Source organism: Bradyrhizobium sp. SZCCHNS1050, assembly GCF_032484785.1.
Taxonomy (GTDB): domain Bacteria; phylum Pseudomonadota; class Alphaproteobacteria; order Rhizobiales; family Xanthobacteraceae; genus Bradyrhizobium.
Map to the genome: position 1 here is coordinate 257685 of NZ_JAUETR010000001.1, position 23374 is coordinate 281058.

24 protein-coding genes are annotated in these 23374 nt (G+C 66.6%); 12 read left to right on the forward strand and 12 right to left on the reverse strand.

Annotated elements, in window-relative coordinates:
- Positions 1-306: 306 nt before the first annotated feature.
- A complete protein-coding gene (locus tag QX094_RS01175; protein ID WP_316184645.1) occupies positions 307-1374 on the forward strand; it encodes a flagellar biosynthetic protein FliO in 1068 nt (355 codons plus the stop codon).
- Positions 1371-2123, forward strand: coding sequence for a flagellar type III secretion system pore protein FliP (gene fliP / locus QX094_RS01180; RefSeq protein WP_315716020.1), 753 nt, complete (start codon positions 1371-1373; stop codon positions 2121-2123). The genes QX094_RS01175 and fliP overlap by 4 nt, the downstream gene beginning before the upstream one ends.
- 64 nt (positions 2124-2187) lie before the next feature.
- Here fliP and QX094_RS01185 read toward each other — a convergent pair whose 3' ends face one another.
- Positions 2188-2850, reverse strand: a complete 663-nt coding sequence (locus QX094_RS01185; protein ID WP_316187521.1) for a cation transporter — start codon at positions 2848-2850, stop codon at positions 2188-2190.
- Between the two features lie 66 nt (positions 2851-2916).
- Between QX094_RS01185 and QX094_RS01190 the strand changes: the two genes are divergently transcribed.
- Positions 2917-3324, forward strand: a complete 408-nt coding sequence (locus QX094_RS01190) for a helix-turn-helix domain-containing protein (protein ID WP_315716019.1) — start codon at positions 2917-2919, stop codon at positions 3322-3324.
- 157 nt (positions 3325-3481) lie between these two features.
- On the opposite strand, the gene QX094_RS01195 is transcribed toward QX094_RS01190, so the two are convergent.
- The 5 genes from QX094_RS01195 to fliL all read right to left on the reverse strand — a co-directional run bounded on the left by QX094_RS01195 (position 3482) and on the right by fliL (position 10286).
- Entirely contained in the window at positions 3482-7216 is a 3735-nt protein-coding gene (locus QX094_RS01195) for a tetratricopeptide repeat protein (protein WP_316187522.1), read from the reverse strand.
- 103 nt (positions 7217-7319) lie between these two features.
- A complete protein-coding gene (locus QX094_RS01200; RefSeq protein ID WP_315716017.1) occupies positions 7320-8090 on the reverse strand; it encodes a flagellar protein FlbB in 771 nt (256 codons plus the stop codon).
- On the reverse strand, positions 8087-8572 hold the full coding sequence (locus QX094_RS01205) for a DUF6468 domain-containing protein (protein ID WP_315753139.1): 486 nt from the start codon (positions 8570-8572) through the stop codon (positions 8087-8089). Before QX094_RS01205 ends, QX094_RS01200 begins: the two co-directional genes overlap by 4 nt.
- Positions 8569-9771: a flagellar motor switch protein FliM gene (gene fliM, locus QX094_RS01210; protein WP_315716015.1), complete on the reverse strand. Its 1203-nt coding sequence runs from the start codon at positions 9769-9771 to the stop codon at positions 8569-8571. Before fliM ends, QX094_RS01205 begins: the two co-directional genes overlap by 4 nt.
- Before the next feature lie 20 nt (positions 9772-9791).
- Positions 9792-10286, reverse strand: coding sequence for a flagellar basal body-associated protein FliL (fliL, locus tag QX094_RS01215; RefSeq protein ID WP_315716014.1), 495 nt, complete (start codon positions 10284-10286; stop codon positions 9792-9794).
- 377 nt (positions 10287-10663) lie between these two features.
- On the opposite strand from fliL, the gene flgF reads away from it, so the two are divergent.
- Genes flgF through flgH form a run of 4 tightly spaced genes read left to right on the forward strand, consistent with a single transcriptional unit; the run spans position 10664 to position 14111 of the window.
- Positions 10664-11428: a flagellar basal-body rod protein FlgF gene (gene flgF, locus QX094_RS01220; RefSeq protein ID WP_315716013.1), complete on the forward strand. Its 765-nt coding sequence runs from the start codon at positions 10664-10666 to the stop codon at positions 11426-11428.
- A gap of 22 nt (positions 11429-11450) precedes the next feature.
- Positions 11451-12239, forward strand: coding sequence for a flagellar basal-body rod protein FlgG (gene flgG, locus QX094_RS01225; RefSeq protein WP_315716012.1), 789 nt, complete (start codon positions 11451-11453; stop codon positions 12237-12239).
- A gap of 19 nt (positions 12240-12258) precedes the next feature.
- Positions 12259-13326: a flagellar basal body P-ring formation chaperone FlgA gene (gene flgA, locus QX094_RS01230; protein WP_316175803.1), complete on the forward strand. Its 1068-nt coding sequence runs from the start codon at positions 12259-12261 to the stop codon at positions 13324-13326.
- Positions 13327-13331: 5 nt separating this feature from the next.
- Entirely contained in the window at positions 13332-14111 is a 780-nt protein-coding gene (flgH, locus tag QX094_RS01235) for a flagellar basal body L-ring protein FlgH (RefSeq protein WP_315716010.1), read from the forward strand.
- A 356-nt stretch (positions 14112-14467) separates the two neighbouring features.
- Here flgH and QX094_RS01240 read toward each other — a convergent pair whose 3' ends face one another.
- The 4 genes from QX094_RS01240 to QX094_RS01255 form a co-directional block, all read right to left on the reverse strand.
- Complete coding sequence (locus QX094_RS01240) at positions 14468-15259, reverse strand: 2-keto-4-pentenoate hydratase (RefSeq protein WP_316187523.1); 792 nt, start codon at positions 15257-15259, stop codon at positions 14468-14470.
- A gap of 310 nt (positions 15260-15569) precedes the next feature.
- Positions 15570-17627, reverse strand: a complete 2058-nt coding sequence (locus tag QX094_RS01245) for a sensor histidine kinase (RefSeq protein ID WP_316187524.1) — start codon at positions 17625-17627, stop codon at positions 15570-15572.
- 272 nt (positions 17628-17899) lie between these two features.
- A complete protein-coding gene (gene dksA, locus QX094_RS01250; protein WP_170323279.1) occupies positions 17900-18265 on the reverse strand; it encodes an RNA polymerase-binding protein DksA in 366 nt (121 codons plus the stop codon).
- 228 nt (positions 18266-18493) lie between these two features.
- On the reverse strand, positions 18494-19105 hold the full coding sequence (locus tag QX094_RS01255) for an NAD(P)-dependent oxidoreductase (protein ID WP_315828148.1): 612 nt from the start codon (positions 19103-19105) through the stop codon (positions 18494-18496).
- Between the two features lie 144 nt (positions 19106-19249).
- On the opposite strand from QX094_RS01255, the gene QX094_RS01260 reads away from it, so the two are divergent.
- A complete protein-coding gene (locus QX094_RS01260; protein WP_315716006.1) occupies positions 19250-19624 on the forward strand; it encodes a helix-turn-helix domain-containing protein in 375 nt (124 codons plus the stop codon).
- A gap of 16 nt (positions 19625-19640) precedes the next feature.
- On the opposite strand, the gene QX094_RS01265 is transcribed toward QX094_RS01260, so the two are convergent.
- Positions 19641-20054, reverse strand: coding sequence for a flagellar assembly protein FliX (locus QX094_RS01265; protein ID WP_315738785.1), 414 nt, complete (start codon positions 20052-20054; stop codon positions 19641-19643).
- Positions 20055-20323: 269 nt separating this feature from the next.
- On the opposite strand from QX094_RS01265, the gene QX094_RS01270 reads away from it, so the two are divergent.
- The 4 genes from QX094_RS01270 to QX094_RS01285 all read left to right on the forward strand — a co-directional run bounded on the left by QX094_RS01270 (position 20324) and on the right by QX094_RS01285 (position 22974).
- A complete protein-coding gene (locus tag QX094_RS01270) occupies positions 20324-21448 on the forward strand; it encodes a flagellar basal body P-ring protein FlgI (RefSeq protein WP_315716004.1) in 1125 nt (374 codons plus the stop codon).
- Complete coding sequence (gene flgJ / locus QX094_RS01275) at positions 21448-21834, forward strand: flagellar assembly peptidoglycan hydrolase FlgJ (RefSeq protein ID WP_315716003.1); 387 nt, start codon at positions 21448-21450, stop codon at positions 21832-21834. The genes QX094_RS01270 and flgJ overlap by 1 nt, the downstream gene beginning before the upstream one ends.
- Positions 21835-21890: 56 nt before the next feature.
- Positions 21891-22376 (forward strand): hypothetical protein, encoded by a 486-nt coding sequence (locus QX094_RS01280; RefSeq protein ID WP_315716002.1) that lies wholly within the window; start codon positions 21891-21893, stop codon positions 22374-22376.
- 211 nt (positions 22377-22587) lie between these two features.
- Positions 22588-22974 carry a hypothetical protein gene (locus QX094_RS01285; RefSeq protein WP_315716001.1) on the forward strand — a complete coding sequence of 129 codons (387 nt, stop codon included), beginning with the start codon at positions 22588-22590 and terminating at the stop codon, positions 22972-22974.
- A gap of 90 nt (positions 22975-23064) precedes the next feature.
- Here the strand turns inward: QX094_RS01285 and QX094_RS01290 are convergent, their stop codons facing one another.
- On the reverse strand, positions 23065-23349 hold the full coding sequence (locus tag QX094_RS01290) for a hypothetical protein (protein WP_316187525.1): 285 nt from the start codon (positions 23347-23349) through the stop codon (positions 23065-23067).
- Positions 23350-23374 lie beyond the last annotated feature (25 nt).

A 23374-nucleotide genomic window follows, 5' to 3' on the forward strand; every position in this document is an offset into this window, starting at 1 on the left:
TGCCGTGCATATGGTTAACAGGGAGTTAAGAAAGGGTGCGATGCCCACCGGGACTATCCCGGTGTCTTGACGAATTCTTAGGAAAGTGCCGGGGTCCCAGCCGACCGATGCATCATTCCGGGACGGCGCGGCTCGCCAAGAAGTCGTTTTGGCCCGGCCGATTCATGGGTTATTAAGAGGCGGAGCGGCAGTTCCTGCCGTCATGCGTTAACAGGTTGGTTCCGGTTCTGAAGCTCCGTTCGCTGCCGGCGATGCGTTGGACAGACGAAAGACTTCGAAAGGACGCGGTATTTGCCGGGGACAGAGATGCAGGCACTGACGTTCTTTTTTGCATTCGTGGCGGTGCTGGCGCTGATCGGCCTCGCCGCTTGGCTGGTCCGTCGATTCGCGGGCAATCGTCTCGGCACGAACCCGAATCGCGGCCGCATGCCCCGGCTTGCCGTGATCGATGCCGCCGCCGTCGATGGCCGCCGCCGTCTCGTGCTCGTGCGCCGCGATAACATAGAGCATCTTCTGATGATCGGCGGGCCGACCGACATCGTGGTCGAATCCAATATCGTGCGGGCCATGCCGGCGCGCGAGCAATTGCCACAGCGGCCGGGCATCAGTGCCGAGCCGCCGGCGGCGCGCATCGCGCCGCTGCCGGATGCGCCATCCTGGGCCGACAACGAGCCGAAGACCGAGGCCGCCGAGCATGCCGAGTTGCAGATGCCGGAGTCGCCGCAGCGCCCGATGCGGCCGTCGTTCATCGATGAGGTTCGCCGCACGGCGCCGACTGCCGCAGAGCGGCGTGAGCCAGCACCGGCATTTCCGCCGGAACCACCGCTCCCTCCGCGCCGTCCCGATCCCCGCCAGGACCTCCGGGCGGACGTCCGTGGAGAACCGCGCGGCGGAGACGAAGCCCGCCTGGAGCCGCGCCCCGAGCGGGTGGCCCGCGGTGAACCAGTGATGCCGCGCCCGTTGCGCCCCGCCGAGCCGCAGCGTCAGGCCGAGGCGCAGCGCCCTTCCGAGGGGCCCCGGCTGCCGCCGGTGCGGAGCGCTGAGCGCGCAGCCGAGCGCGTCGAGCGCGCGGCGGCGCCGCCGCTGCCGCCGGTGGCCCAGATGCCGCCGCCCCCGCCCCCGGCTGCCCCGCCGCCCGCAGCGGCCGATTCGAGCGCCGAAGCCAATCTGGCCGAGATGGCGCAACGGCTCGAGGCCGCGCTGCGGCGTCCATCAGCCGATCCGTCGGCTGCTCCGGCCTCGGGTCCCCCGGCGCTCCGGGCGGCCGCGCGCAGCGAGCCGCCTGCGGCGCAGGCCGCGCCGGTCAAGACCAGCTTCGAGAATCTGGAGGACGAGATGGCTTCGCTGCTCGGACGTCCGAAGTCGTCTCAGTGAGATCGCTGCTTCCCCCGCGTAGAGTTGTCTTCACCGCTGTTCTGACTGCCGCCGGTTTACTGGCGGGACGTGCTGCTGCGCAGGACATCAGCATCAATCTCGGCGCCGGCGGTGGCGGCGTCACCGAACGCGCGGTCCAACTGATCGCGCTGCTCACGGTGTTGTCGATCGCGCCGTCGATCCTGATCATGATGACGTCGTTCACGCGCATCGTGGTCGTGCTGTCGCTGCTGCGCACGGCGATGGGCACAGCGACCGCGCCGCCCAACTCGGTCATCATCGCGCTCGCGATGTTCCTCACGGCGTTCGTGATGGGCCCGGTGTTGCAGAAATCCTATGATGACGGCATCCGGCCCCTGGTGGAGAACCAGATCGGCGTCGAGGACGCGCTGCAGCGCGCCTCGGTGCCGCTGCGCGGCTTCATGCAGAAGAACGTGCGCGAGAAGGACCTGAAGCTGTTCATGGACCTCTCCGGCGAGCCGCCGCCGGCGACGCCCGACGACCTGTCGCTGCGCATCCTGGTGCCGGCTTTCATGATCTCCGAGCTCAAGCGCGCCTTCGAGATCGGTTTCCTGCTGTTCCTGCCCTTCCTGATCATCGATCTCGTGGTCGCCTCGGTCCTGATGTCGATGGGCATGATGATGCTGCCGCCGGTCGTGGTGTCGCTGCCGTTCAAGCTGATCTTCTTCGTGCTGGTCGACGGCTGGTCGCTGGTGGCCGGCAGCCTGGTGCAGAGCTACGGCGGGTAGGTTTCACCTCTCGGTGTGAGCGAAAGGCAGTCGGTCGTGACTTTCCATTGACACGTGCCCTCGATCAGTTCGCCCGGATTGGGCTTGCGATGGGGCGCGATGTGGGGGAGCCGCGCAACTCGATGCGAGCTCGCTGTATGATGTGCCAGCCACCGCTCGAACCAAGCGCGGCCATGATCGCCGCCACAATGAGATCCGGCCATGCCGTGCCGGTGCCGAACACACCGGCTGCGGCCGCGAGTACGGCGACGTTGCCGATCGCATCGTTCCGGGAGCGGATCCAGACCGACCTCATATTCGCGTCGCCGATCCGGAAGCGGTAAAGCATGAGGGCCACGCCCGCATTGGCGACAAGGGCGAGCATGCCGACGATCCCCATCGCCTTCGCCTCCGGGAGGGTGCCGGTCATTGCGTGCCAGACAGTGGAGGCAAGGACAAGGACGCCAAGCAGGACGAGCGACCAGCCCTTCAGAAGGGCGGCGCGCGCTCGCCAGCTCAGCGCCAGTCCCGCCACTCCGAGGCTGATCGCATAGTTGGCCGTATCACCGAGGAAGTCGATCGCGTCCGCCTGCAGCGAGGCCGACCCGGCCGCCACGCCTGCTGCGATCTCCGTCAGAAACATGGCTCCGTTGATAGCCAACGCAATCCAGAGCGCACGACGCCAGCGGGGGCTGTCCAGTTCCCTCGGAGGGGAAGAGGAACAGCAGTCGTCATGACAACCAGGCATATCGTCGCCTCTTACAAGATGATGCGACGTCCTATATGGACCCTGTAGCCACTACAGGGTCAAGCCATGTCACGACTGACCATCGGAGACCTCGCGAAGCGGACCGGCACCAAAGTCGAAACGATCCGCTATTATGAGCGGATCGGCCTGCTACCTCTTCCGGCGAGAACCGAGGGCAATTACCGAGCCTATGACAACGACCAACTGGGGCGACTGAGCTTCATCCGGCGTGCCCGCGACTTGGGCTTCTCCATCGACCAGGTCCGTGACCTGCTGGACCTCGCCGATCAGCGAGACCGCTCGTGCGACGCGGTCGACGTCATCGCCGGCCAACACCTGGCAGAGATCGAACGCAAGATCGCGGACCTCGTGGCGCTGCGCGACGAGCTTGCCGATGTTATCGGGCGCTGCAAGCACGGCACCGTTGCCGACTGCCGCATCATCGAAGCACTTGCGCCACATCGCTCTGACTGAACGAACGAGACAATGGCCGTTCCACCGGCGTCGCACGGCAGTCTCGACCTTTCGTCTGGACGCGCGTCGGGCGGATTGCGGACAGTATCGCGATGAGCTCGGCTTCGGCCTGGTCGGCTCATCTGGTGGCTCTCCGGCTCCGCGTGCGGCGTTGAGATCAACGGCCGGCGATCGCCTGCTTGACGCCCTGGATGCGCGGCAAGGCGCCGGTCGCTTCCGACGGGGCCTTCGCGGCATCCTTGCCGCCGTCCGGTCCTTTGCCGGTGGCATCCGGGAAGCGCGCCCGCATGTCGCGGAGGAAGCCGTCGAGCGTGTCGACGCTCGCGGCCATCTTCGCGATCTGCGCGAATTCGGCGCTGGAGCCGCTCGCCGGCTTGCTGGCGACGTCGAACGCGATCTTGTCCGCCTCGCCGGTCATCAGCGGCGCATATTTCTCGCGGAAGCGGGCGAGGCCGATGGCGTCGTCGGCGAGCGCATAGCCGACCACGGCGCGCAGGATGTCGCCGCGCTCCGCCGGATTGAGCGGGCGGAAATCGCGCCAGCGATCGCCGTAGTAGAGCTCGATCTGCTCGGACGCCTCGCGCCAGCGCCGCGACGCCCAGTAGATGTCGGAGCGCAGCCGGATCGCCTCGCGGCCGCCGATGTTACTGATGATGTCCAGCCCGAGGTCGTAACGACCGATGTCACTGTTGGCGCGCGCCTCCAAGAGCAGCCGCTGCTGGCGCAGCTCGCCCGCGAGATCGGCGATGCGGGTGGTGCGCAGCGCCTCGATGGCGCGGTCCGGCTTGCGGTTGGTGAGGTAGACCATGGCGAGACGCGCGGCGACCTGGGCGCGCGCCGCACCTTCGAGGCGGTGGTCGACCTGGTATTGCAGAAGCTCGGCGGCCTGATCGAGCAGATCGATGCCGACCAGGCGGTCGGCGAGCTTGCGGATCATCTCGTCGCCGCGGCGGCCGATCGGAGTCAGCTCGCGAAACCCGTAGAAGATGCTGAGCGCATCGACCGGCGGAAGCTCGTCGGCCTTGCCGCTCAGGAACAACTGCGAGAACAGGCGGGAGGCTGCATCCTGGGCCTGCCGCGCCAAGTCGGAGTTGGGCATCAGGCGGGTGGCCTGGCGAGCGGCCTCGAGCGAGTCCGCGTAGCGCCCGGCCTCCTCGTAGAGCTGCGCCATCATCTGCAACGTCTGCACCTCGATGGCGTCGCCGCGCCAGATCACCTGCAAGGTCTCCAGCTCCTTCAACGCGTCGGGCGGCTTGATCTCGCCGCGCTTCTGCAGAAGCTTGATCTCGAGCAGCTTGGCCTCCGCGGCCGCCATGCGGTCGTCGGAATTGACGGCGAAGCGATAGTCGTCGAGCGCATCCTTCTCCTGCGCCATCGCCTCGGCGAGTCGGCCGCGCAGCACGGCGATGTCGGGCTTCATGTCCGCGGGCACGCCGATCACGTCGAGCTCGGCGCGCCGCTTCGCGGCGCCGGCGAAATCCTTGATCTCGAGCGCCGACTTCATCGCGTCAGCGATCACGACGCGCTGCAGGTCGAGCGGCAGCGAGGCGATGGCGAACTCGACGTTCTTCAGCTTCTCGCGCGCGTCCGCGAACTTGCCCTGCCGGGCGAAGGCGAGGCCCTTCCACATCTGGGAGTCGAAATTGTTCCCGATCGACGGCGTGGCGAGATCCTTGAGCCCCTGATCCGGCCGGCCCATCAGGATGCTCGCCACCGCGTGGATCATCAGCATGGCGGTCTCTTCGGTGCGCGGGTCGGCGTCGGAGATCATCAGATTGGTGACACCGCGCGCTTCCGGATACATCGCTCGCGCCATGTAGAAGCGCGCCAGCGCCAGCCGCGCCTGCGCCCGCCGCTCCGGCTCGGCGTTGGCCGCGGCCTTGATCAGGAGATCCTCGCGCGGCACGAACGGCTGGGTCTGGTTCTGCTGCCATTCGTCGATGTCGAACATCGGCCTGACAGCGGTCGGCGCCCGCTCCGGCGAGAAGCCGATCGACGACAGCGTCAGCCCGCCCGGCCGGCCCAGGATCACCTTGTCGGGCGCGATCTCGACGGCGACGTCATCCGAATTCGGACGAACCGCGATGCCGTGAATGGAATCGAGCAGCGACAGATCGACGAAATCCTGGCGCTTGATGAAGCCGCGGATCGGCGGCGGCGCCGTCACGACCAGCAGCGTGTCGCCGGCATCCGGGTCGATCACCCGGTGCAGCATGCCGGCTCCGGGATTGGCGAGCGGCACCATCACATTGGCAAGCGCGGGATCGGTGACGTTGCGCATCACCATCAGCGGCTGCTGATTGGCCTGGCCCTTGTCGGCGAACGACAGCATCCAGCTGCGCCCGCCATCATCGCTGCCGAGCGAATGCATCTGCGGGCGGTTGAGCCGGATCCGGATGGCCTGCCCGTTCTCGAGCGACATCCTGTTGACCTCGCCGATGATGGCGCCGCCCTTGGCGCGGATGGGTTCGACGTCGACGGGCTTGGTCGAATCGAACACCATCCATACCGTATCGCCGCGGCGGAACAGCGCCGCTGGCGTGACCTGGCCGAAGCCGAAGGTGAGCCGCAGGCCCTCACTGTCGCGCAGGGCCTCCAGGGTGGCGGCTCCATTGGCTGCCTTCTCGGCAGGCTTGGTTTCGGCCGACTTGGTCTCGGCAGACTTGGTCTCGACGGGCTTGGCGGCTTCGGCTTTGCCGGCCTCCGGCTTCATCGCCTCGGGCTTCGCTGGTTCGGATCTGGCGGCTTCAGGCGCAGCAGCTTCAGGCTTGGCGGCCTCGGGCGCGGCTTCGGCCTTCGCGGCGGCGGGCGCGGCAACAGCCGCTGCCGACGGCGCCGGCTGGGCTGCGGGCTCGGTGGCCGGCGCCGCGACCGCAGGCGCCGGCTTGGCCTCCGTCTTCATCTCCTTGGCGATGGTGTCGGAGGTCGGCGGCACGATCTCGGGCTGCGCAGCCTGCTTCGGCTTGTCGCCATTGGGTTTGCTGCCGTTGGGTTTGTCGGCCGCGGCCGCCTTGGCGCCCGGCAGCGTGTCCGAGGAGACTGCGGAAACCTTCTTGTCCGGCTGCTGATAGGCGACGTCGATGTTGTAGTTCTTCTCCTCGCGGAAGGCGCGAACGTCGACCTCGCCGACCAGGCCGAGCTCGACGACGGTCCTGCTGCCGTCGATGCGCTGGTTGATCGCGGCGACGTTCGGCGGCGCGACGAGCTTGGCGTCGGCGAGATCGAAGGACAGCGGCGCGGTGAAGAACAGCGACAGCTTCTGGTCGTTGAGCACCGAGGAGATGCCGACACCGTCGGGGATCTCGAACACGAAGCGCACGAAGGTCGGCTGCACCAGCGCGCGGACGCGGATCGGCGGCCGCTTCTTCGATTCCGCCTCGGCGCGCTGCAGCCGCAGCGCCTTCTCGGCGGCGCGCGCGCGCTCGGCGAGCTCGCGCACGACCTCGGCCGGCAGCGGCGGCGGCGGGCCGGTCCAACTGTCGGGCAACAGGTCGATGAAGACGCGTTCGCCCGCGGTCATGGTGTTGACGCGGACCTTGCGCGACAGCGACAACCGCAGCGCCGAGCCGTCGGGGTCGCCGCGGGCCGATGAGATATAGTCGGGCGCAGCATCCACCCAGCGGTCGATCGGAACGGTGGCGGCGCGATCGAACCTGATCAGCAGAATCGAGCCGGCGGTGGTGACGTCGGCGCTGACGTCCTCGGCGAATTTCAGCACCAGCCGCGCATAGCCGTCCTGAGCCGACAGGCTCGCCTCGCCCGGCACCGGCGCAGCGCCTGCCGCGACCGTGGACAGCACCAGACCGATGACGATGGCCGACAGCAGGGCAAGGCCGGCGCGCGCCCGTGCGCGGGCCTTCGACCGCAATCCAATGGGAGTCGTGCGCGCCATGGTCACAAGCTTCCGGTTCGACATCCGCAACTTGACGGATACGCCTGCCCCGCCACGCCGGAAATCTAGGTGCCGGCGTTTAAGGGCGCATTAAACATGCGGCTCAATTGCTCTTCACAGGCACGATCTTGCCCTCGATCTTCGGCAGCTCGGCGCTGGTCTCGGGCCTGTCGGCGCCGGCCCGGCGCGCGAGCTCGACGGTGAGCCGCTCGGCGGCCTCCGGCGTCATCAGACCGAGAATGTCCGACATCTTGCGCGGGGCGATCTGCGAGGCGATCTCGATCAGCACCGACATCTCGAGCCGGTCGAACACCTTGGCGGCATCCTTCGGCTTCATGCCCTCGTACATCGTGACGATGCTCTTGAAGCGGGCGTTGTCGGCCTCGGTCTTGGCGGCCTGCGCGCCGGAAATGCGGCCCTCGATCGCCTTCATCTCCTCGGTCTTGGACTGGATGCGCTGCTCGGCGGCGCGCAACAGGCTCTCGCGGATGTCGATCTCGCGAGCGCGCGCGTCGAGCTCCTGGCGACGCGACTGCAGCCGCTCGAGGATCGCCTTCTCCGCCGGCGACACCTGCTGCTGGTTCTCCTCGGGCTTGATCACCACGCCCTCGGGCTTGGTGTCGGGAGCGGCGGGCTTGGGCGCCTCCTCCTTCTTCTCCTTCGGCGCGCCGTGCGTGGAGCCGGTGACGATGTCGTTGTCCTCGCGGCCGGGATAGCCCAGGTTCTCCTGGGCCCAGGACCGCTTGGTCGGGTGAGGGTCATAGTCGAAAACGTAGCCGCCATCGATCACGAGGCCGGCCACCTTCAGGACCGCAAGGCAGGCCACCGCGATCAGGACGACGGGAATGACGCGGATGTTACGAAACGCATTCATGCGGCAAGGCCACCAGTCCTTCGACGTTCGGAGAATGCCTGGGCCGCGGCGGCAACCGCCTTGGCACTGGAGACGCGCACCGGCTCGGTCGTGATCGCCGGCACCGGCGCAGGCGCAGGGGCCGGCTCCGGCGCGGCTTCAGGCGAGGTGATGGGTCGCGCGGCGCTGGCGATGCGCGACAGCCGGCGCACCACGCCGTCGCTCTCGGCGAGCTGCTTGCGCAACTGGTCGGACATCTGCGTCGCGGCGGCGAGCTGATTGCCGAGATTGTCGTTGACGTCGCGCACCGCGAGCTTGAGGCCGCCGATCGCCCGCTCGGCGATCTCGGTCGCGGTGATCAGCTCCGCGATCACGGCCTTGAGCGAATGCTCGTCCGCCTTCAGCCGCTTGAGCCTGGAATTCAGCAGCATGCAATAGCCGATGGTCAGCACCAACAAGACCGCCACCAGACTTTCGATGATCAATCCGAGGGAGTGGTTCATTGGGCCTCCATCAACTTGTTCTGGCCTTCGGCGCCTTCGAACATCGCAAGCGTCGTATTCGGCTTGCGCAAATTCTTGGTGACACGGATCGCGACGCGGTCGCCGACCCGCCCCATCCGCCCCTCCGTCAGCATGGTGCTGCCGCAGCGGACCGCGACCAGCGCATCGGGACGGATGTCGAGCGGCAGGGTGTCGCCGACCTTCAGCTTCATGAGCTGCTTCAGCGGCACGTCGGCCTCGTAGAGCACGGCGTCGACGGCGATCTCGGCCTTGGCGATCTCGGTGGCGAAGTGGCCTTCCCAGACGGGATCGCGGCCGAACTTCTCACCCATGAACATCTGCAACAGCACGGGCCGGATCGGCTCGATCGTCGCGTAGGGCAGCAGCAGCTCGATGTTGCCGCCGCGGTCTTCCATGTCGATCCGCAGCTTCACCAGGATCGCGGCATTGGCGGGCCGGCTGATCGCGGCGAAACGCGGATTGGTCTCGAGCCGGTCGATGGTAAAGCGCACCGGCGACAGCGGCCGGAACGCCTGCTCGGCATCGCTCAGCACCACCTCGATCAGGCGCTTGACCAGGTTGGTCTCGATCGTCGTGTAGGGGCGACCCTCGACGCGGAGCTGGGTGTTGCCGCGGCGGCCGCCGAGCAGCACGTCGATGATCGAATAGATCAGGGTCGAGTCGACGGTGGCGAGCCCGAAATTCTCCCACTCCTCCGCCTTGAACACGCTGAGCACGGCGGGCAGCGGGATCGAGTTCATGTAGTCGCCGAAGCGCACCGAGGTGATGCGGTCGAGCGAGACCTCGACGTTGTCGGAGGTGAAGTTGCGCAAGGACGTCGTCATCAGCCGCACCAGGCGGTCGAAGACGATTTCGAGCATCGGCAGACGCTCGTAGGAGACCATCGCCGAATCGATGATCGCGCGAATGCCGGAATGGTCGTCGAGACTGACCTCGCCGGCGGTGAAGCCGAGGAGATTGTCGATCTCCTCCTGCGACAGCACCCGCTCGCCGCCGTTCTTGGTGGCGCCGAAATCGCGGCTGCCGTCCTCGACCATCGCGGCCCATTGCAGGGCCATCGATTCGGTGAGTTCATTGGCTGCTGCGGCTTCCGCGGCCTCCGTGGGATCCTCCGAGTCGAGCGAGGCTTCCCATTGCGCGGCTATCGCATCCTGGTCGACTTGATCGTTGCCCGCCATGATCGTTGAGCTTCTTTGCCTTACTGGACCACGATTTCCTTGAACAACACCGCGTTGACCTGGTTGGGCGCCAGCGCGACGTTGACCCGCTTGGTGAGCTCCTCCTTGAGCCGGAACAGGCCCGCCGAGCCGTTGAGGTCGCTCGGCCGGAGCTCGCGCAAGTACGTCTGGAAGATGTCGGTGACGCGCGGCAGCGTCGGCTTGATCGACTCGACCTGCTTCTCCTCCTTCACCTCCAGCACGATCTTCACTTTCAGATATTGGACGCGGTCACCGGGATTGCCGACCAGGTTGACGAGAAGGTCCGGCACCTCGACGAAGGCCGGCGGCTTCGGTGGCGGCGCCGCCTCGGCGTGATGCTCGTCGTTCTTGTGGCTGAAGAAGAAGAAATAGGCCGCACCACCGACGCCGAGCAGCGCCAGCGCGCCGACGACCATGATGATCAGCTTGAGCTTGCTCTTCGGCGAGCCTGCTTGCTCCTCGCCTTCGCCTGCTCCGGCGTCGTTCTCGGCCATGGCTTTCGGATCCTTCCGGAAAATCGAGCCGATGCCGCCAGAAAGCTTAATGACGCGAAACCAACGCTCCCAGCGCATCTGCGCTTTGTTGAGTGAACGCTACGGTAACAATGGTTAACGGAAGCTTTCTTTTGCCGAGGCGGTGGGAAAATCTTGCCGGGCAATTATGGTTAGCGAGACGTTATTGCCGGGCGTTTCGGAAGCCATCGAAACTCTAATTCATTGATAGGAATACGATTTTCATAGTGGCACGGCTTTCGCTGTACCCCTTGCGAACCCGCCGGCTTGGGAGAGCTGAACGGTTCGTTGAAGACCCGGTCGAGACCGCCTTGGGAGAGGTGCCGCGAACGGGATTCGTCAAAAGGGGAGATCGACCGGTGGAGAACGCGCTTCTCATCGGATTGTCGCGGCAGATGGTGCTGGAGCGGCAACTCGACGTCGTTGCCAACAACGTCGCCAACGTCAACACCAACGGCTTCAAGGCCGATCAGCAGCTGTTCGAGGAGTATCTCTCCTCCGGCGCGCATGAAGACAATTTTCCGGGCGCCGCCCGCAGGGTGTCCTATGTCCAGGACCGCGGCACCTATCGCGACTTCTCGCAGGGCTCGATGCAGCGCACCGGCAACGCGCTCGACGTCGCCGTCACGGGCAACGGCTTCCTGACGGTGCAGACCGCGGCCGGCGAGCGCTACACCCGCGACGGCAATCTGCACATGAACAATCTCGGCCAGCTTGTCACCGCCGCCGGTGACCTCGTGCTCGGCACCGGCGGTCCGATCGTGTTTCAGCCGACCGACCACGACATCAACATCTCGCCCGACGGCACCGTGACGGTGGTCGAGGGCGTCAACCGCACCGACTCGATCCGCGGCAAGCTGCGCATCGTGAACTTCGCCGATCCGCAGGCCGCGCAGAAGCAGGGCAACAACCTCTACGCCGCCGCCGGCGGCGCCATCCCGCAGCAGGACACCAAGTCGACCATCCAGCAGGGCTACATCGAGAAGTCGAACGTCAGCGCGGTCGGCGAGATGAGCAAGATGGTCGAAGTGATGCGCGCCTACACCCAGGTCGCCAACATGCTCCAGGTCCAGAGCGACCTGCGCAAGAACGCGATCGAGAAACTCGCCGACGTTCCGGCCTGACAGATCTTGAAGGAGACGTGACATGCAGGCGCTTCACACCGCTGCGACCGGAATGGCGGCACAGGAACTCAACGTTCAGGTGATCTCCAACAACATTGCCAACCTGCGCACCACCGGCTTCAAGAAGCAGACGGTGGCGTTCCAGGACCTGATCTACGAGCACATGCGCCGCGTCGGCGCGCAGTCGTCGGACCAGGGCACGATCCTGCCCGTCGGCATCGACATCGGCGGCGGCGTCAAGACCGTCGGCACGCCGCGCTCGATGACGCAGGGCACGCTGTCGCAGACCGGCAACGATCTCGACCTCGCGATCTCGGGGGAGGGCTTCTTCAAGGTGCTGATGCCCGACGGCACCTTCCAGTACACCCGCGACGGCACCTTCCAGATGGACAATCAGGGCCGGATCGTTACCGCCCAGGGCAACCCGGTGCAGCCGACCATCACGATCCCGCAGAACGCCTCGGGCATCACCGTCAACGCGCAGGGCCAGGTCTCGGTGACGCTGCCGGGCTCGACCACCTCGAACATCATCGGCCAGCTCCAGGTCACCCGCTTCATCAACAAGGCCGGCCTGCAGCCGGTCGGCAACAACCAGTTCACCGACACCCCCTCCTCCGGGCCGCCGCAGGACGGCGTCGCCAACCAGGATGGTCTCGGCAGCATCACCCAGGGCAGCCTGGAGCAGGCCAATGTCGACGTCGTCAGCGAGATGAGCGAGCTGATCGCCGCGCAGCGCGCCTACGAGATGAACGCCAAGGTCATCTCGGCCGCGGACCAGATGCTGCAGTCGACCACTGCGCTGTTCCGCTGAGGTTCGAAGGGAGATCGCCATCATGACCCGCACCGTCCGTCCCTTCCTGCTTGCGGCCGCCCTGCTCGCCTCGACTGCGCTATCGGCGCTGGCCGGCGAGGCCGACGACCAGATCAAGGCGCCCGTACTGCGCTCCACCGTGAACGTCACCGGCGACATCGTTCGCGTCGGCGACCTGATCGACAATGCGGGCGTCGCGGCCAACATCGCCGTCTACCGCGCGCCCGACCTCGGCACGACCGGCGTGCTGCCGGCCGCGCAGGTGATCGCAACCCTGCGCACCCACCAGGTGATCGGCGTCGAGGTCCGCGACATCAAGGAGGTCGCGGTCACGCGGCTGGCGCGCGCCGTCGACGCCAAGGAGATCAGCACGACGGTGGCCCAGGCGCTCGATCACCGCAACGGACTTGGCGATGCCGCCAACCTCAGCATCAGCTTCGACCAGCCGGTGCAGGACCTCAAATTCGAGGCCTCGACGTCGGGCACGCTGGCGCCGACCAGCGTCCGGTTCGACCCGCGCAGCGGCCGCTTCGACATCACCTTGGAGCTCGGCCATGCCAATGGCGCGAGCCCGACCAAGCTGCGCTACACCGGCACGGCGATCGAAACCGTCGAGGCCGTGGTGTTGACCCGCAACATCGACCGCAACGAGATGATCCGCTCAGGCGACCTGCAGACCGAGCGGCGGCCGCGCGCCGAGCTCGGCGGCGGCGACCCCGCCACGCGCGAGCTCGCAGTGGGCATGCAGATGCGCCGCCCGGCGCGCGCGGGCCAGGCGCTGAAGACCACCGACCTCGCCAAGCCCGACCTCGTGCAGCGCGACCAGGCGGTCACGCTGATCTTCCAGACCGCCGGCATCTATCTCACCACGCGCGGCAAGGCGCTGGAGTCGGGCACCGAAGGCGACGTCGTCAGCGTGCTCAATCTGCAGTCCAAGCGCACCGTGACCGGTCGCGTCTCGGGTCGCGGCCAGGTCTCCGTCGACATCGCCGTCGCCAAGCCGGCGCAGACCTCCGAAGCCGACATCGCCGCACCCGTCGCCGTCGCCAGCCGCCTTCCCACCTCCGCCACCCCGAAAGCCGAGTAAGTTTCATGTCGAAGTTCAAGTTTGATGATCGGGGCGTCTCGAGCCTGCGCCGGGTCGCGCTGATCTCGGTTTCCTTCGCGGTGCTGTCGATCGCCGGCGGATGCTCCTCGATCGACCGTCTCAGCCAGATTGGCGAGCGGCCGAAGCTGACGGAGATCGACAATCCGACCACGCAGCCGGGCTACAAGCCGGTGCAGATGCCGATGCCGAAGCCCGAAACCGTGTCCTACGCGCCGAACTCGCTGTGGCGCAACGGCTCGCGCGCCTTCTTCAAGGACCAGCGCGCCCGTCAGGTCGGCGACCTCCTGACCGTCACGGTCAGCATCTCCGACAAGGCCAATTTCGCCAACGAGACCCAGCGCAGCCGCACCAACAAGGAGGATTCGGGCATCACCGACTTCATCGGCGCGAAGACGCTCGGCGTGCAGGCGCAGAAGGTGCTGCCCGGCCGCATCCTGACTGCCGACGGCACCTCGTCCTCGGACGGCAAGGGCACGATCCAGCGGTCGGAGTCCTTGACCACCAGCGTCGCCGCGGTCGTGACGCAGGTGCTGCCGAACGGCAACCTCGTCGTCGAAGGCAAGCAGGAGATCCGGGTCAACTACGAGATCCGCGAGCTGATCGTGGCCGGCATCGTGCGGCCCGAGGACATCCAGAGCGACAACACCATCGACTCCACCAAGATCGCCCAGGCCCGCATCTCCTACGGCGGCCGCGGCCAGATCTCCGACGTCCAGCAGCCGCGCTACGGCCAGCAGGTGATGGATATCCTGCTGCCGTTCTGAGGCAAACCTCAGCATCAATGACCGGGCGGAGCGCCGCCCGGTCGCTCGGGAAGCCGCCCATGCGATGACCTCGCAAGGCGCAAATCGAAACGAGGACCAGGACACGACCGAAATCCCTCCCCGCGCGGGAGGGTCGGACAAGGGATGGCCGAGCGCGATATGGGTCACGGCGCATGACCCCCGCAGCCGCCGCCCTTCTCTGAAAACGAGCTCCCACATTGCCCAATGCGAACCTAGGCGCGGCGGGTGATGTATACGCGGCCTCCGGTAGCTCCCCTGCCGGAGGCCGCGTTCGTTTTAGCTGTCACACCCGAGCTGACGGACCCCAGCTCAAGACGTTCCGGCCCTACCTCGGCTCACCCGAACGTCGCCTCGACCACACCGAGGCCGTCCAGCTCCATCCGTACCCGGTCGCCGGCCTTGAGCCAGATCGTCTTGACCAGGCTGCCGGTCAGGACGAGCTGCCCGGCCTCGAGCCCGTCACCACTGGCGGCGAGATGATTGGCAAGCCAGGCCAGCGCATGGACCGGATGTCCCAGCACATCCGCGCCAGTGCCCTCGCCGACCAAGGTGCCGTTGACGATGGCACGGCCCTGCACCGCGGCCAAGTCCGCTACGGCAGCGCGTGGGAGCGCCGGGCCGAGGACACAGCCGGCAGCAAAGAAATCGTCGGCGACGAGCATCGGCGCGCCCAGCGTCTGCCATTGCACATAACGGTCGTCGACGATCTCGATCGCCGCGTGACAGTCGCCGATCGCCTCGACGACACGATCCATGGTGAACGGCGCGTCCAACGGCAGCAGGTCGTGCTTGAGCCGCACGGCGATCTCGCATTCGACGCCCACGCGGACGAAGTCGGCCGTGCGCAGTTCGACACCTGTCTGGTGAATACCGGACGCGAACACTCCGCCGGAACAGGGATGCGGAATGCCAAGATAGTCCTGCATCACCTTGCTGGTGCAGCCGATCTTGTAGCCGGCGAAGTCACCGGCCTGTTCGGCGAGCAGCCAATGGACTTCGCGCTGGATCTCATAGCCGGCTGCTTCATCCTTCGGCTGAAGCTGAGGCGGCAGAGCCCCCAAGGGCGCCCGCTGCTTGCGGGCATCTACGATCAGTCGCGCAGCGGATAGTATCTCGTCTGCTCCCATGGCCCTTCAACTCCCTTGGCCCGCGGTCCGAACCGGCATCGCAGGATCTATGGTGAACGGATTGTTTATAAACGAGTTTTGGGCTCCCATCTCAGCTTCATCAACAATTTGAGACGGCGCGGCCGCAGCGCAAGCGGCTCGTTCAACCGATTTCACGTTTCACGATGCCGAGTTCGAGCAGACTTTCCGCAGTGGCGACGATCGCGTCCTCGTTGGAGCGCGGACTCCAGCCGCGCAGACGCCGCGCCTCGCTTGGACTTCGGGCAAGGCCATGCCGGGACCAGCCGCGCAGCGTTTCGCGCGCCGGCGCTCAGCCCGCCTCCGTTGCGGCCACCGAACTCTCGCCAGGCGTCTTGAGCCAGGGCAGCTCGAACTGGCAGGTCAGCCCACTCTCGGCAAACGTCCGCTGCAGATGCCTGACCGTGCGGGTCAGCAGCCGGCTGCCGAAGCCGACCACTGGCGGCTCCGTTGCCGGCGGGCCGCCGCTTTCCTGCCAGCGAACATGCAGCGCGTCCTGCGCCAACGACCAGCTGACATCGACGTGGCCGTCGGGCGTGGTGAGCGCGCCATATTTGCTGGCGTTGCAGGCCATCTCGTGGATGACGAGCGCCAGCTGCGTCGTCAGCTCGACCGGAACCAGGATGGCGGGGCCGTGGGTGGCGAGTTGATCCGGTGTGCTGGCGAACGGCGCGACCTGACTCCTGATGAGGGCGGCGAGATCGGCGCCCTGCCAGTCGTTCTCGGCAAGGCTCGTGTGCGCCGTCGCCAGCGCATGCAGGCGTGACGTGAAATCGCGGACCTTGGCGTCGTGCCGCGGCAGCAGCTGATGCGCCAGCGATTGCACCACGGCGAGGCTGTTCTTGACGCGATGGGCCAGCTCATGCACGAGCAGCTCGCGCTTGCGGTCGGCTTCCTTCGCGGCCGTGACGTCGATGTTGACGCCGATCATGTACGGATCGCCGCCGCCCTCGCCGCCCAACATGCGGGCGCGCGCCTCGATCCAGCGGATCGAGCCGTCGGGCAGCGGCACCCGCCATTCCGAATCGAGCTCCCCGGTTGTCAGCGCCTGCTTGTTGTCCCGGTCGGCACGCGCCTGGTCCTCGGGATGCACCAGCGCCAGCCAGGCGTCATAGGTCCCGGGGAACGTGCCCGGCGCAAGCCCATAGAGCTCTTCGATCTCATCGGACCAGTGGCTGGCGCCGGATCTGCCGTCCCAGGTAAAGGTGCCAAGCCGTCCGTATTTCGCGGCGAGTTTGAGCTGCCCGGCCGTGCGCGACGCATCGTCCCTGGCTTGGGCGAGCATCCCGAAATTCTCCTGGATGACGCGTGCACTCTCCGCCTGCGCCTTTTCGGCCGCAGCTAGTCGGGCGTTGAGCGCCCGGACCTCCGGGGGATCGGAGGGCGCGGCCTCGCCGGGGATGGCGCGCTTGACGGCGATGCTTTCGAGCGGCCGGGCGATGCTTCGTCCGATGCCGGCCGCCAGCAGCAGCGCCAGGGCACAGATCGTCGTCGCCACGATGGTTGCGGTCTGCACCGTCGAGGAGATCGCCTGGGCGAAAGCCGCCTGCTTGATGCCGACCCCGACAGTCCAGTCGCTCAGTTGGGGACGCGCATTGGCGTTGATGATCCGATCGCCCTCGATCGACGGAAACTCCGCGATCCCCTCAGCCTTGGCAGTCGCCCGCCATCCGGCCGACGCCGGCTGCCCGGTCGAGGTCGCGTTCTTCGGGATGCGCGAAATGTAGCGGCCCTGGCCGTCCATGATGCCGACCAGCCAGTCGGCCGGCAGCTGCTGCTGGGCCAGCAGCCGGGTGTAGTTCGCGGCTGGCATGGCAATCGAAAGGCAGCGGAACGGCTTGCCGTCCTTGAAGACGGGAACATCGACGGTCGCCACCCACGCGCCGGAATTCGGACCGGTGAAAATGTCGGAGATCGACGGCCTTCCGGACTGAAAGGCGCGCTCCTGCGAGCCCCAGCCTTCGGGCGCGCCCTCGCCGAGCGGCTTGCCCGGCGTCGCCCCGGTGTTGAGCAGGATGCGGCCGCTCGCGTCCGACACGATGATCCAGCCTTCGCCGCTGACCGCACCGACGCGGCGCGCCTCCGCCTCGAAGTTGCTGAGATCGGCGGCACTGAGATCCGGAGACTTGCCCAGCACCTCGGCGAGCGCGATGTAGCGCCGCAATTCGGCGTCGACGGCACCGGAGATCGTCTGCGCGGCATAGGACAGGCCGCGCCGGATCGAGGCGTCGGCGGATTGCGCCATCGATACGATGACATAGGCGATCAGCCCGACGCAGGGCAGGAACAGAATGCCGGCCAGGAGAAGGAGGCGCCCCTTGATGCTCAAGGCGCCATAGGAACGCTGCATCGTTGCCAGCGCGCCCCTGGCTATGTCCGGCTCGCCCATGATTCCCCGCGGCGTTCCGAGATGGAACGGCCGACAATTCAGCAGACGCGAAAAAGTTCCGGACGCTTGGAAAACCAACAGCGCTCGCGGTCGTGCCGGCATCGCCGGCCCGCAGACCGCTCAGGTGACGAGACACTCGACCTCGCGCACACCGGCGCCGTCTCAGCAACAGACGCTGCGGCCGCACCCGGCAAGCGGCCGCAATCCCCGCTCGTTCAGGTCAATGTCGCGACTTACTCGTCGCGATAGACCTTTTCACGCTTCTCGTGGCGTTCCTGCGCCTCCACCGACAGTGTCGCAATGGGACGGGCCTCGAGCCGCTTCAGCGAAATCGGCTCGCCGGTCTCCTCGCAATAACCGTAGGTGTTGTCCTCGATGCGCTGGAGCGCCGCGTCGATCTTGGAGATCAGCTTGCGCTGGCGGTCACGGGCGCGAAGCTCGATCGCCCGATCGGTCTCCGACGACGCGCGGTCGGCGAGGTCCGGATGGTTCACGTTCTCCTCCTGCAGAGCCTGCAGGGTGAGCTTCGATTCGCGCAGGATCTCCTCCTTCCATGCCAGCAGCTTGGCGCGGAAATAGTCGCGCTGGCGTTCGTTCATGAAAGGCTCTTTTTCGGAAGGTTTGTAGTTCTTCAACTTTTCCAAGGTCAGCCCATCTGTACGTGCTGGCGCCGGTTTCGGCACCGGCGGACGGAATACGCCCGTTCGCGGCCGCGTTATATAGCGGCCTCATGTGACAGACAATATTTCCATCGGCACGGGCGCCCCGCCGTTCGGGCCGTTGCACAGGCAAATTCGGCCCCAGCCGGCGGGACGCCGTGGACGGCCTCAGTAACCGACCGTGAAACGGGCCCGCCGGTGGGCTGGACGCTCGATTTCGTCGGCCATCGCGACCGCGAAGTCCTCGAAGGTGATGAAGCTCTTGCCGTCGGCATCGACCAGCAGCTGATCCGTTCCGAGCCGGAACTTGCCCGTCCGGGGGCCGAAATCGATCATTGCAGAGGGCGACAGGAAGGTCCAATCGAGCTCCTTCTCCTGGCGCAGGCGGTCGAGGAACGCGGCGCCCTTCTCCGCTTCGGCCTTGTAGGCGGCCGGAAAGCCGGGCGTCGTCACCAGCCGCACACCCGGCGCGACCTCGAGCGAGCCGGCGCCGCCGACCACGAGGTAACGCGATACGCCTGAGTCCTTGGCCGCCCCGATCAGGGTCTCGACATCGCTGGCCGAGAAATGGATCGCGCTGATCGCGACGTCATGGCCGGCCCAGAGTTTCGCCAGCGCGGCGCGGTCGTTGGCGTCACCCCGCACCGCCGTGACGTTGGCGTGCTTCTCGATCTTGTCCGGGTTGCGGGCGATGCCGGTGACCTGGTGGCCGCGGCTGGCCAGCTCGGCGGTGATGCGGGACCCGGCACGGCCGGAGGCGCCGGCGACGGCGATCTTCATGGGGAAACTCCTATGTTCGAGATCACGAGGTCGGATCCGAGGTCTGGACGAAGCCGCCTCGGTATCCGATAGTGACTAGATAGCGGAACGAATGCTGGTGTTAAGAGCGCACTTTAAGATCACCTGGTCACGCCGGAGTAACCGATGAGAGCCGCGAACGTCTATTCGGCCGACTGCCCAACGCGACAGATCCTGGACCGCGTCGGCGACAAATGGGCCGTGCTGATCCTGATCCTGCTGCGCAACGAACCCTTGCGCTTCAATCAGTTGCGGCGGTCGATCGAAGGGATTTCGCAGAAGATGCTGTCCCAGGTGCTGAAGAGCCTGGAGCGCGACGGCCTGGTGCGGCGGCGCGCGATCGCGACCGTCCCGGTCACCGTTGAATATTCGATCACGCCGCTCGGGCTGACGCTCGCCGCCGCGGTCGATCCGCTGCGCGACTGGGCCGAGCGTCATCTCAAGGAGGTCACCGCCGCGCAGCGCCGCTACGACGCGCAGCAGCCGTCGAAGGCGGCCTGAACGCGCGCGAGGCGTCTCAGCTCCGCCCGGCCTTGGCGAGCTCGACCTCGACGCGCAGCTCGATCTCGGAGAGGATCGCATCCAGTCCCGGGTCGCCGGAGGTCTGCTTCAGGTCGGCCGCGGCATCGCGAAGCCGCAGCGCCATCGCAGTGTCGAGCTTGCCGGACAGCAGCGTCAGCTTGAGATCATCGAGCACGTCGAGCGCGCGCTTGCCGCGCTGGACCGAGCGCTTGCGGCGCTCCGCCGGCTCCTCCTCGATGCCCTGCAGCGCCAGCAGCGCATCGATGTTCGCCGTCTGCTTCGGCGCGAGGGTCGCGCGCGTGTCCTGCGTGGTGCCGACGTCAGGCAGCTTGAAGCCGCTGGACGAGGTCTTCCGCGTGGAGCTGGTCGACGAGCCCAGGGTCGTGCCGTTCGGTCCGTAGATGCGCATCGATGGCTCCCGCAAGCTTCGCGTGTCGAGCGGGAGATTGGCTCCGCCGTGGTTAACGGTGCGTAAACGGCCCGGCAAATTCTGCCGGGGCGGCAGCTTCGTTCCCCCGGAGTAACCCTGGACCGCGACAAAGCTTCGAGTCGATTTCACACTCTTTCAATGAGTTAGCCCGGAGCATCGCTGTGGCACGGCCCTCGCATAGTTAATGCCGATCATGCGGTCATGGGAGTGGCCGAGTGATCACTTGAAGAGTTCGAGGGGAGCATAGGATGCGACGCGTCCGAACTACGCGCCTGTTTCAGGTCGCCTGCGCCGCGGTGCTGGCGCTGGCATCTACCATTATGTCTGCGAATGCGACCTCGCGGATCAAGGATCTCGCCAATATCGAGGGCGTGCGCCAGAACCAGCTGATCGGCTACGGCCTCGTGGTCGGCCTCAACGGCACCGGCGATACGCTGAACAACATCCCGTTCACCAAGCAGTCGCTGCAGGCGATGCTCGAGCGCATGGGCGTCAACATCCGCGGCGCCACCATCCGCACCGGCAACGTCGCCGCTGTCATGGTCACCGGAAACCTGCCGCCATTCGCCACGCAAGGCACGCGCATGGACGTGACGGTCTCCGCGCTCGGCGACGCCAAGAACCTGCAGGGCGGCACCCTGCTCGTCACCCCGCTGCTCGGCGCCGACGGCAACGTCTATGCGGTGGCGCAGGGCTCGCTCGCGATCTCCGGTTTCCAGGCCGAGGGCGAGGCCGCCAAGATCGTGCGCGGCGTGCCGACGGTCGGCCGCATCGCCAACGGCGCCATCATCGAGCGCGAGATCGAGTTCGCGCTGAACCGGCTGCCGAACGTGCGGCTTGCGCTGCGCAACGCCGACTTCACCACCGCCAAGCGCATCGCGGCCGCGGTCAATGATTTCCTCGGCGTCAAGACTGCCGAGCCGATCGATCCGTCGACGGTGCAGCTGAGCATCCCGCCGGAGTTCAAGGGCAACGTCGTCGCCTTGCTGACCGAGATCGAGCAGTTGCAGGTCGACCCGGATCTCGCCGCCAAGATCGTCATCGACGAGCGCTCCGGCATCATCGTGATGGGTCGCGACGTGCGTGTGGCGACCGTCGCCGTGGCCCAGGGCAACCTCACCGTCACGATCTCCGAAAGTCCGCAGGTCAGCCAGCCCAATCCGCTGTCGCGCGGCCGCACCGTGGTCACGCCGCGCACCAGCGTCGGCGTCACCGAGGAAGGCAAGAAGTTCGCGGTCGTCAGGGACGGCGTGTCATTGCAGCAACTGGTCGACGGCCTCAACGGCCTCGGCATCGGCCCCCGCGACCTGATCAGCATCCTGCAGGCCATCAAGGCGGCCGGCGCGATCGAAGCCGACATCGAGGTGATGTGATGGCGACGTCCTTCATCGACTCCTATCATGGCCGCGTCGCTCTCAGCATGCCGACGGCCGCGGCCGTCACCGCGCCGCGCACCGATCTCGATCTCGCGGCGGCTCTGACCAAGGTCTCGCCCAAGGCACAGGCCAGGGCCAAGGCGACGGCAACCGACTTCGAAGCCATGTTCCTCAACAGCATGTTCTCGCAGATGACCAGCGGCGTGAAGGGCGAAGGTCCGTTCGGCGACACGCCGGGCACCGGCGTCTGGCGCTCGATGCTGACGGAGCAATATTCCAAGAACTTCGCCAAGGCCGGCGGCGTCGGCATCTCAAACGACGTCTTCCGCACTCTCATCCTGCAACAGGCCGGCAGCAGCTCCGGCGCCAACGGCAAAGCGTAGATGTTCGCGTGACGAGCGCGTGGGCGGCAAACGCTCACGCCGAAGGGAGTTATGAAATGACCGCACAGGGACAAGCGAAGAAGACGACCTACACGGCCGCCACCAGCGCCGCAGAGGCACGCGCGCTCGCCGACGAGATGGTGAGCGTCATGAGCGAGCTGATCGCGGTCATCGAGCAGGAGACCGAACTGGTCCGCGCCGGCAAGCTGCGCGAAGGCATGGCGTTCGGCCCCAAGAAGACCGAGCTGTCCCGCCACTACGTCACGACCGTGGGCCGCCTCAAGGCGAGCCAGAATTTCATGAAGCAGACCGCGCCGGAGCTGCTCGCCACCCTGCATCGCCACCACGACACCTTTCGCGCCATGCTGCAGGTGAACCTGACCGTGCTGGCGACGGCGCACGCGATCTCGGAAAAGATCGTGCGCGGCGTCAATGCCGAGGTTCAGCGCAAGAACATCCCCAGCACCTATACCGCCGGCGGCCGCCGCGCCGCCCCGGGCGCACGGCACCTCACCCCGCTCGCCGTCAGCCGAACGCTCTGAGCCTCACCGCCAGCCCCCATCTGCATCGCAGCGCCGCGCCGCCTCGAGGGCCGCGCGGCCGCCGCCGTTTAACGCTCGGATAAGCTTAAAAGGCCGGCGCGAATCACAACGCGGTGTTCATCCTATTTCCTAACATAACGTTGATTGGTCATCGGCATAGTTGCAAGCGGGATGGGTTGGGAATTGACTCGATGGCCATGAGGAGGCTGCCATGAGTTCCGATTTCAGCGTAAGACCGGTAGGGACGCCTGCGTCCGTTCCGATAATTCCGCCGTCGAGCCAGGCGGTGGTGAGCGCTGTTCCGACGGACCTTCCTCCCAGCCAGACCGTGACCGCGGCCGAGCCCGGCGTCCCCGTGCGCAACGACATCCCGGTCAACATCGCAAACGATCTGTCCGTGTCACGCCAAGCCTATTACGATCGCGCCGCTGCCGCTCTGGTGTTCCAGGTGGTCAACCGCAAGACCGACCAGGTCGTGACCCAATATCCAGATGAGGCCGTGCTGCGCCGCCGGGCCTACTTCAACACGCTCGACCTGCAGAAGGATATGCAGAGGGCGGACGTGCCGCGCGTCGTGGCGACCGATCGCACTGCCTGAGCCCCCGCGGAACCGGGCCGCTTCATTCCGCCGCCCGCACGCCGCCCCACCGGGCGGCGTTGCCGTATCGAGCCCCGCAGCTTTGGCGGATCAACGGCTCCGTATCGCGTAGGCGGTGTCGAGATAGGTCTGGCCCGAGGCGGCGTCGGTGACCACGTTCTTGATCTGGGCCTTGGCGTTGCCGGCCGGCGTGAACTTCGTATCGCCGATCCTGAACGCATGAGACCGGGAACGACTTCCCGTTGGCATGTCTTCCGCTCCAGCCGCCCCGATATAGAGCGTCGGATAGACGGCCACGTATCTGCTGTTGCTTCGCGCCGTACTGCGCAGGTTCGACTTGTAGGACGCAGACAGGATGCTGGCGATATCGGTCACGACGACGCGCCTCCCGCCCTGCCCC